Source organism: Segetibacter aerophilus (genome assembly GCF_007991655.1).
GTDB classification, from domain to species: domain Bacteria; phylum Bacteroidota; class Bacteroidia; order Chitinophagales; family Chitinophagaceae; genus Segetibacter; species Segetibacter aerophilus.
In genome coordinates, this window is sequence record NZ_BJYT01000049.1 from 1 (window position 1) to 8,631 (window position 8,631).

6 protein-coding genes are annotated in these 8,631 nt (G+C 40.3%); all 6 read left to right on the forward strand.

Annotated elements, in window-relative coordinates:
* Window positions 1–361 precede the first annotated feature (361 nt).
* The 6 genes from SAE01_RS23970 (at window position 362) to SAE01_RS23995 (ending at window position 8,446) form a co-directional block, all read left to right on the forward strand.
* Window positions 362–1,990: a sodium/sugar symporter gene (locus tag SAE01_RS23970; RefSeq protein WP_147206375.1), complete on the forward strand. Its 1,629-nt coding sequence runs from the start codon at window positions 362–364 to the stop codon at window positions 1,988–1,990.
* A gap of 188 nt (window positions 1,991–2,178) precedes the next feature.
* Window positions 2,179–4,458 (forward strand): GH92 family glycosyl hydrolase, encoded by a 2,280-nt coding sequence (locus SAE01_RS23975; protein ID WP_147206376.1) that lies wholly within the window; start codon window positions 2,179–2,181, stop codon window positions 4,456–4,458.
* Between the two features lie 73 nt (window positions 4,459–4,531).
* Complete coding sequence (locus SAE01_RS23980; protein ID WP_147206377.1) at window positions 4,532–5,416, forward strand: inositol oxygenase family protein; 885 nt, start codon at window positions 4,532–4,534, stop codon at window positions 5,414–5,416.
* Between the two features lie 41 nt (window positions 5,417–5,457).
* Complete coding sequence (locus tag SAE01_RS23985) at window positions 5,458–6,231, forward strand: PI-PLC domain-containing protein (protein WP_147206378.1); 774 nt, start codon at window positions 5,458–5,460, stop codon at window positions 6,229–6,231.
* Window positions 6,232–6,529: 298 nt separating this feature from the next.
* Complete coding sequence (locus SAE01_RS23990) at window positions 6,530–7,468, forward strand: sugar phosphate isomerase/epimerase family protein (protein ID WP_147206379.1); 939 nt, start codon at window positions 6,530–6,532, stop codon at window positions 7,466–7,468.
* Between the two features lie 117 nt (window positions 7,469–7,585).
* On the forward strand, window positions 7,586–8,446 hold the full coding sequence (locus tag SAE01_RS23995; RefSeq protein WP_147206380.1) for an alpha/beta hydrolase: 861 nt from the start codon (window positions 7,586–7,588) through the stop codon (window positions 8,444–8,446).
* The last annotated feature ends 185 nt before the right edge of the window (window positions 8,447–8,631 follow it).

Genomic DNA, 8,631 nt, shown 5'->3' on the forward strand with positions numbered 1-8,631 from the left:
AGTCACGTTGCAAGAACGAAGCCCAGCGGCTTGAGCGATAATCTAAGGAGTAAGTTCTTTTGTGAAAAATATATAGCAACGCCTATTCACCTAATTTTCTTAACGCCTTTTCTATGAGGCCGTTTGAAGAAAGAAAGCCGTGCACTTTATAACCTGAGCGACAGTAAAGAAATAAGCATGAGATACAACTTTCGCAGGCACAGTAATATGTAAGTTAAATCAAGGAACGCGCTGTTTCGGTTGCAGCTAATCGTCGAACAGTTTACTTATCTAGTGGCTTGCCCAATAAGAAAACCTCTAAAGATTATCCGTAATTAATTTTAAATACTTACTTTCCCACCCAATTCTCTAACTCCTGCTAATGAACCATTTACAAACTTCCGATTACATAGTATTCCTCATTTATTTCGTCATAGTATCCGGGTACGGGTACTGGGTTTACCAGAGAAAAAAGTCCGTTGATACAAATTCAAGAGATTTCTTTTTGGCAGAGGGATCGCTGACCTGGTGGGCTATCGGCGCTTCGCTAATTGCTTCAAATATTTCTGCCGAACACTTTATAGGAATGTCAGGTTCTGGCTTTGCTTTAGGACTAGCCATTTCGTCTTATGAGTGGATGGCAGCCGCAACCTTGATTATTGTAGCAGTCTTTTTTATACCTATATATCTAAAGAACAAGATTTTTACAATGCCGCAGTTTTTGTCACAGCGGTACAATGACACTGTTGCAACACTTATGGCAATTTTTTGGCTGCTGGTGTATGTGTTTGTAAACCTTACTTCCATTCTTTATTTAGGAGCGCTTGCAGTTAATTCAATATCCGGAATCAGCTTCGAAACTTGTATCATCGGCCTAGGCATATTTTCTATCGTCGTAACCCTTGGTGGAATGAAGGTGATCGGATACACAGATGTCATACAAGTGCTTGTATTAATTATGGGCGGATTAGTGACATGCTATCTTGCCCTTACTCTGGTTTCAGAAAGGTTTGGATTTGGGGGAGATATTTTGAAAGGCTTAGCGGTAATCAAAGACAAAGCGCCTTCTCATTTTCATATGATTTTTGAAAAAAGCCATCCCTTTTACAAAGACCTTCCAGGCTTGTCGGTACTCGTGGGTGGCATGTGGATTAACAACTTGAACTATTTTGGCTGTAACCAATACATCACCCAACGCGCGCTGGGTGCAGATTTAAAAACCGCTCGTGCAGGATTGCTATTTGCGGCGTTTTTAAAAATGCTTATTCCTTTGATTGTTGTTATCCCCGGTATAACCATGTTTGTAATGCATCAAAACGGAATGTTTGTTCAGGAAATGGCCGACAACGGGGTAATTAAACCAGATCGCTCCTATCCTATATTAATGAACCTTTTGCCCAATGGATTAAAAGGTCTTGCATTTGCAGCGCTAACTGCAGCTATTGTCGCCTCTTTAGCTGGTAAGGCAAACAGTATCTCAACCATTTTCTCATTAGATATTTATAAAAAATACTTCAATAAAGATGCTTCTGAAAAAACGTTGGTAAGAACCGGACGGGTTACTGTGGTAGTGGCAATGATTATAGCAGGTGTTGTTGCACCGGCGCTTAGAAGTCTTGACCAGGCCTACCAGTTTGTTCAGGAGTACGTAGGTTTCATTTCCCCAGGAGTCCTATCAATATTCTTGCTTGGTTTCTTCTGGAAGAAATCTACTTCAAAAGCAGCCCTTACGTCCGCCATTCTTACTATCCCGCTTTCAACAGTACTTAAATTCTTGCCAGTTTGGACAAACGGTTGGTTTCCTGATCTTCCGTTTATGGACCGGATGACCCTTGTTTTCGTTATCCTGGTTGTACTTATGATCGTTATTAGCCTCCTCGACAAAAAGGGCCAGGATCCTGCAAAAGTTATTGCTATCGATACAAAAATGTTTAGGGTATCTCCAAGTTTCATCGTAGCCTCCACCATTATTATTGGTATACTAACCGCGCTGTATACTGTATTCTGGTAGAACCGGTTTGAATGATTTTTGAGGATTATAAGGAAATCAGAAAAACGTTGAATATTTGTCGATAGCGATACTCGCCGTTTCTGGTGCTATTCTAATTTACGAAGCTTTCATGCTTGTCCTTGTTATCCAAAACAAAATCCGTTCACTTTTTTTCAAAAAATGATACTAATAAATTGGCGCACAGAAATATGAAAAAGAGTTTCTTACTACTAACGTTTTTTGCCTCATTTTGCTGCATTGCTCAAAAGCCAAAAACGCAAAAGCAGGAAGTTGATTATGTCAATCCACTAATAGGAACTGCAGCAACTGGATTTGCGAAAGGCCTTGATGGGGGTGGCACAATGCCTAGTGTATGTCTTCCTTATGCGATGACGAATTTTGTTGCACAAACAGGTGAAAGCAAAATGAGCCGGATGAATTATTTCTATGAGGACAGTTCCCTCATTGGCTTTATGGCTTCCCATCAGCCGACGGTCTGGATGGGAGATTATGGATACGTTTCAGTAATGCCACAAATAGGCGACCTTAAAGTTTTACCGAAAGAACGCGCACTTTCATACAGCCATTCGAACGAAGTTTCGAAACCTTATTATTACTCTGTTTCACTAAACGCAGGTAAGCAACGCATCAAGGGTGAAATAGCAGGAGCTTCACGCGCTGGCATTTTCCAATTTACATTTCCAGCATCGCAAAATGCACATTTGATTATTCACGGCATCAACCTTAATCCTGAATTAACTGATTGGGCGAATGATTTTACTGACAGAATAAAAAAGCTTAAAGGCTATGTAAAAGTCGACCGGACGAAGATGGAAATAACAGGATATAACCCTGATCGTATGTCTGCACAAATCGGCCCTGAGCTTCCAAACTTTAAAGGGTATTTTGTTATAAAATTTAATAAACCTTTCAAATCTTTTGGTACATGGGATGGCAATCAAATAAATAAATCTTCTACCGAACAGTTCGGTACAAGGATGGGCGCATACATAAGTTTTGCAACAAATAACGATGAAAAAGTAGAGGTGCGAATCGGCACATCTTTTATTAGTCTCGAGCAAGCCAGGAAAAATTTGGCTATAGAATTACAAGGTAAAGACTTCAACCAGTTAGTGCAATCGACTAAAAATGAATGGCAGAAAAACCTAAGCAGGATCAAGGTAAACGGAGTAACAGAAGATCAGAAGAGCATCTTTTATACTGCTATGTTCCATACCATGCAATTTCCAAGAGAGATGTCTGAATATGGAAAATACTACAGCGGTTTTGATGATAAAGTCCATACAGGAACTTCCTATACAGACTTTTCGCTTTGGGATACTTATCGCGCGCTCCACCCATTACTCTTGCTTACCCAGCCTGAAAGAGTTAATCCGATGATCACTGCCATGCTCAACATGTATAAAGAAGGTGGACGATTACCGATGTGGCCGAACCCAGCAGAAACAAACATCATGATTGGTACTCACGCTGATCCTGTAATTGCAGACGCATTTATAAAAGGTTTTAAAGGTTTTGATACAAAACTCGCTTATGAAGCAATGATGAAAGATGTGTTCGTTCCGCCTTTCAATGATACAGGTTTACGATATGGCGACCGCGACAAATGGTACGATTATGAAGCACAGGCAGGGGTAACGTGGTTTAAAAAGTTAGGCTACATTCCTTCTGATAAAACTGCCGAATCTGTTTCAAGAACCATTGAATATTCTGTCGATGATTATGCTGTAGCTCAATACGCCAAGGCAATGGGAAAGATGGATGACTATGAAAGGATTATGGCCCTAACAAAGAACTACAAAAACCTGTACGATACTACCGCTGGCTTTATGCTTCCCAGAAAACTGAATGGAGCATTTGATGAAAAAAACCGCGGCGGTAATTGGGAAGGATTTACAGAAGGAGGCCCTTGGACCTACACCTTTGGCGCAATGCATGATGTACCTGGAATGATTGATATGATGGGCGGAAGAGAAAAATTTGCAGCAAAGCTGGATGAGAATTTCGAAGGTAAACATTACCGCCACGACAACGAGCCAGGGCATCATTATATCTACTTGTATGACTATTGCGGCCAGCCATGGAAGACGCAAGAATTAATGAGGAAGCACACAACAGAAAATTTTAGAAACGAACCAATAGGCATCAATGGAAATGAAGACTGCGGTCAGATGGCCGCCTGGTATATTTTCGGAGTAGTGGGTTTTTACCCGGTAACGCCTGCCTCAGGTATTTATGCAATTGGCGCTCCTCAATTTCCTGAATTAACAATATCGTTGATGGAAAGAGGCAAACCTCACTCCTTTCAAATCGTTGCGAATAATCTTTCAGCAGCAAATAAATACATTCAAAAAGTAACCTTAGATGGAAAGCCGATAACAAAACCCTTCATTAGTCACAGCGAAATTATGAAGGGAAGCAAGCTGATTTTTGAGATGGGTCCGGTACCTAATTATGACTGGAAGTAAAAAATAATGAAAACCGGTTATAACAAAAAAAGCAATAAAACGTATATTTACATTACAATAAAAGCTTGAAACCATGTCAAATACAGCGATACCAGCCAGTGAAGTAAATCCGCTACAAAGCATTGAACAATGGGAAGATGATGTTCTTGTTCGCTATCCTAAAGAAGGAAAACCTGCGAAAGAAAAAGAAAAAACTGAGTTTAGAAATTACGATACTCCCCAAAGAGATACTGTAAGGGAATTTTACAGGTTGAATCATAAGTACCAGACATACGAATTTGTAAGAGAAAAGCAAAAGGAGTTTTTGCAATTCAACCGGAAAGAATTGCGTGTTTGGGAGGCTATGGAATTTTTAAATACCCTTGTTGATGACAGCGATCCTGATACAGATCTTGATCAATTGCAGCACCTGTTGCAGACTGGCGAAGCTATTCGTGCTGATGGCCATCCTGATTGGTTCGTGTTGACAGGTTTTATTCACGACATGGGTAAAGTGCTTTGCCTTTTTGGCGAACCTCAGTGGGCTGTTGTTGGCGATACTTTTCCCGTAGGTTGTGCATTCTCAGATAAAATTGTTTACCCTGAATATTTTGCTGCAAATCCTGATACAAAAGACTCGAGATTTAATACTAAGTATGGCATGTACGAACCAAATTGTGGTTTAAAAAATGTACATATGTCATGGGGCCACGATGAATACTTGTACCACATCGTTAAAGACTATTTGCCAGAAGAGGCTTTATACATGATCCGCTATCACTCATTTTATTCTCAACATCGTGAGCATGCATACGAGCATTTGATGGATGAGCATGATAAGGAGATGTTTAAATGGGTAGACAAATTTAACCCGTACGATCTTTATTCAAAAAGTCCGAAGCCACCAGTAGTATCAGAATTAAAGCCTTATTACGAAGAGCTGATTGCTAAGTATCTTCCAGCCACCATTCGTTTATAGGTTTTTTCTTTTCAATCACTAAAAGGTCATTTAAAAAATCAATGATAAAATTGATCAGGGGATTATTGTTTTTAATCCTTATTTCTATTTGCGCTGTAGACTGCTCTCCGGTTAAAAAATATTCTTCTGTAAATGCCCATTCCCATAACGATTATGAAAATTCCAAACCCTTTACCAATGCCTTTGGCGAAGGGTTTGGATCTATCGAAGCAGACATCTTTCCAGTTAATGGTGTGCTCTATGTTGCTCATAATAAAAAAGACATTCAGCAAAAAAACACCCTAAAAGCTTTATACCTCGATCCATTACTAAAAGGGTTAGGGACTGACCAGTCAAGAAAAGTAAACCTGCTTGTTGACATAAAGGAAAATCATCAGGAAGCGCTATCCCTTCTTGCTAAAGAATTACAGCCTTTAATGCCCTATTTGTCAACTCCTGCTGCTGCAAAAAATATAACAATTAGTATTAGTGGCGAACGTCCGCCGCCTGCGGATTACAAACTTTACCCCGATTACATTTTTTTTGACGACGATTTAAAAAGACCACATACTTCCGACGAATGGAAAAGAGTAAATCTCGTTAGCCTCCAATTCGATAAAATTACCCAATGGAAAGGCGATGGTCCAATCCCAGCAGAAGATTTGAAAAAGCTAAAGCAGACCATTGACAGCGTTCATAAGGCTGGAAAGCCTATTCGCTTTTGGGCAGCACCTGATACCGCTGAAGCCTGGAAAGAGCAAATGAAATTACATGTCGACCTCATCGGCACCGATAAGATCAACGAGCTTTCGAGTTATTTAAAAAAAGGCAAATAAAAAGTCTAAACCTCTTACCAGTTTTGATAGCATTAGGGCAACTATTACATTTTCTAGCCAGGCACTAATTCCCTGTTAAACTTCTCTTGCGTCGCACTCTTGTACATTTTCTTATTATTGACCATGGCGGCAGTACTAAAAAAAAAGCAATTCCTGTCGCCACCCATTAATTCCTAATTCCTAATTCTAAACCCCAGGGCGATTAATTCCCCGCTTATATTAAACATCTCCCCTCTTTCCCCGTCTATTTGCTGCAATAAATAATATCTTTAAATTCACTAACAGATTAAACTTCCATATGAAACATTTAAAGGCTTCACTTTTATTTTTCGTTGTTGTAGTTGCGGTCACGACACAGCCTGTTCAAGCTCAAAAAACACCTGAGTCTCTGGGCTGGAAAGTCGGTACCCAGGCTTATTCTTTTAGAATGTTTACGCTTGAAGAAGCACTACGAAAAGCCGACAGTATCGGAATAAAGTACGTTGAAGGATTTCCGGGGCAAAAAATCGGTGCTGGTATCGAAGGAAATTTAAGTTTTGATATGCCTGCCTCAAAGAGAGACTCAGTCTTGCAATTACTAAAAACCAAGGGCATTCAAATGTTGTCTTATGGAGTGGTTACTCCTAGAACGGAACCTGAATGGCGTCAGTTATTTGAGTTTGTAAAAGGTATGGGATTGAAACAATTTGTTTCGGAGCCAGAGCCCCAGTTTATACCGCTTGTTTCTCAACTGGCAGATCAATACCAAATCAACGTGGCCTTTCATAACCATCCAAGGCCTTCACGTTATTGGAGCCCTGACACTCTGATTAAATATACTGCTGGGTTTAGTAAAAGACTTGGAGCCTGTGCTGATATTGGCCACTTCATTCGTTCAGGTCTTGACCCAATTGCAAGTTTGAAAAAACTGGAAGGAAGGATTCTTGAACTACATATGAAAGATTTGCATGAGAAACCGAGTGCAGAATATACTGCCTTTCAAATGAGCTTACCTGCGCCGGGACAACCGCGTCCGCAGTTAGCAGCTGGTGCAACTCGTCCTCAAGCTCCCGCAGGTCCCCACGACGTACCATGGGGAACAGGAATTTCAAATATTAAAGGTGTCTTAGAAGAGTTGAAAAGACAAAATTTCAAAGGACCAATGTTTGCCGAATACGAATACAACTGGATGACTAATGCACCAGAGATTGGTCAAAGCGTGAAGTATGTTAGTGAAGTTGTAAGCAAAATGAAATAAAGGTTTTTTAGCAGCATATTAAAAGGGAGAGAAAGCTATTTCGTCTCCCTTTTTTATTGTCTATTTTTCGAAAAATATAAACGTCATTAGCCACGCGCTTTCTAAAACAATTAAAAAATGAAAAAGATCTTCCTTTGTTTCCTCTTGCTTGTTAGTATTTTTCTCCCTGCTTTTCTACATGCGCAGGAACCAAAAGAAATACTTCTTTATCCAAACGGTGCTCCTGGCTCTGAAGGCAAGACTAGTGCTGAAAAAGTAAGGGTCAATGCAACAGGCGATCACTTGATTTCTAATATTCATAAGCCTTCTATCATTCCGTACATCCCCGCTAAAAATGAAAGTCGTGTCGCCATCGTCATTGCCCCCGGAGGGGGCCACCAGGATCTATGGATGGATCATGAGGGATATAATCCCGCACATTATTTTCGCGATAAAGGTATTGCAGCCTTCATATTGAAATATCGTTTGGCTCGTGATACCAACTCGACTTATACTATCGACAAAGAAGAGGTGGCAGATATACAAAGAGCTATTAGACTTGTGCGAAGCCGGGCCAAGGAATGGAACATTGATACTTCAAAAATTGGAGTGATGGGTTTCTCCGCGGGTGGAGAAGTTGCGGCTTTATCTGCCATGCGATTCGATGAAGGAGATAAATCAGCCAAAGACCAGGTAGATCGCGCCAGCTCTTATCCCAATTTCCAGGCACTCATCTACCCCGGCGGAACAAAAAGGATTGAGCCGGTAAAAAATTCACCACCGCTATTTATTTTGGGCGGCTTTAAGGATGTTCCAAATATTGCTGAGGGAATGGCGCAAATTTATTTGAGATATAAAGCGGCTGGACTACCTGCAGAGTTGCACATCTATTCAAGTGTCGGCCACGGCTTCGGGATAAAAAAAGATAACGTAGGTGCAGTTGTGCATTGGCCTGAAAGGTTTTTAGAATGGCTTACTGATATAGGAATAATGAAATAAAAACCGTTGTTGTTTCTTATTTAGAATAAACAGGAACGGGCTGTTATCGTTCCTTTCTTGAGTTTTTTTGATTACTTTCTTTGTTTCAAGACAAAGAAAGTTACAAGCCGCAAATAGGACTTTTGGGATAAAGGAATCAGTTGAACATAGGTAAGCATGCAAGCATTTGTTCTTTAATTAACCTT

Bases quoted from the DNA above. Each gene is read 5' to 3' on its own strand.
- SAE01_RS23970 (WP_147206375.1), top strand. From the start codon at position 362: ATGAACCATTTACAAACTTCCGATTACATAGTATTCCTCATTTATTTC.
- SAE01_RS23975 (WP_147206376.1), top strand. From the start codon at position 2,179: ATGAAAAAGAGTTTCTTACTACTAACGTTTTTTGCCTCATTTTGCTGC.
- SAE01_RS23980 (WP_147206377.1), top strand. From the start codon at position 4,532: ATGTCAAATACAGCGATACCAGCCAGTGAAGTAAATCCGCTACAAAGC.
- SAE01_RS23985 (WP_147206378.1), top strand. From the start codon at position 5,458: ATGATAAAATTGATCAGGGGATTATTGTTTTTAATCCTTATTTCTATT.
- SAE01_RS23990 (WP_147206379.1), top strand. From the start codon at position 6,530: ATGAAACATTTAAAGGCTTCACTTTTATTTTTCGTTGTTGTAGTTGCG.
- SAE01_RS23995 (WP_147206380.1), top strand. From the start codon at position 7,586: ATGAAAAAGATCTTCCTTTGTTTCCTCTTGCTTGTTAGTATTTTTCTC.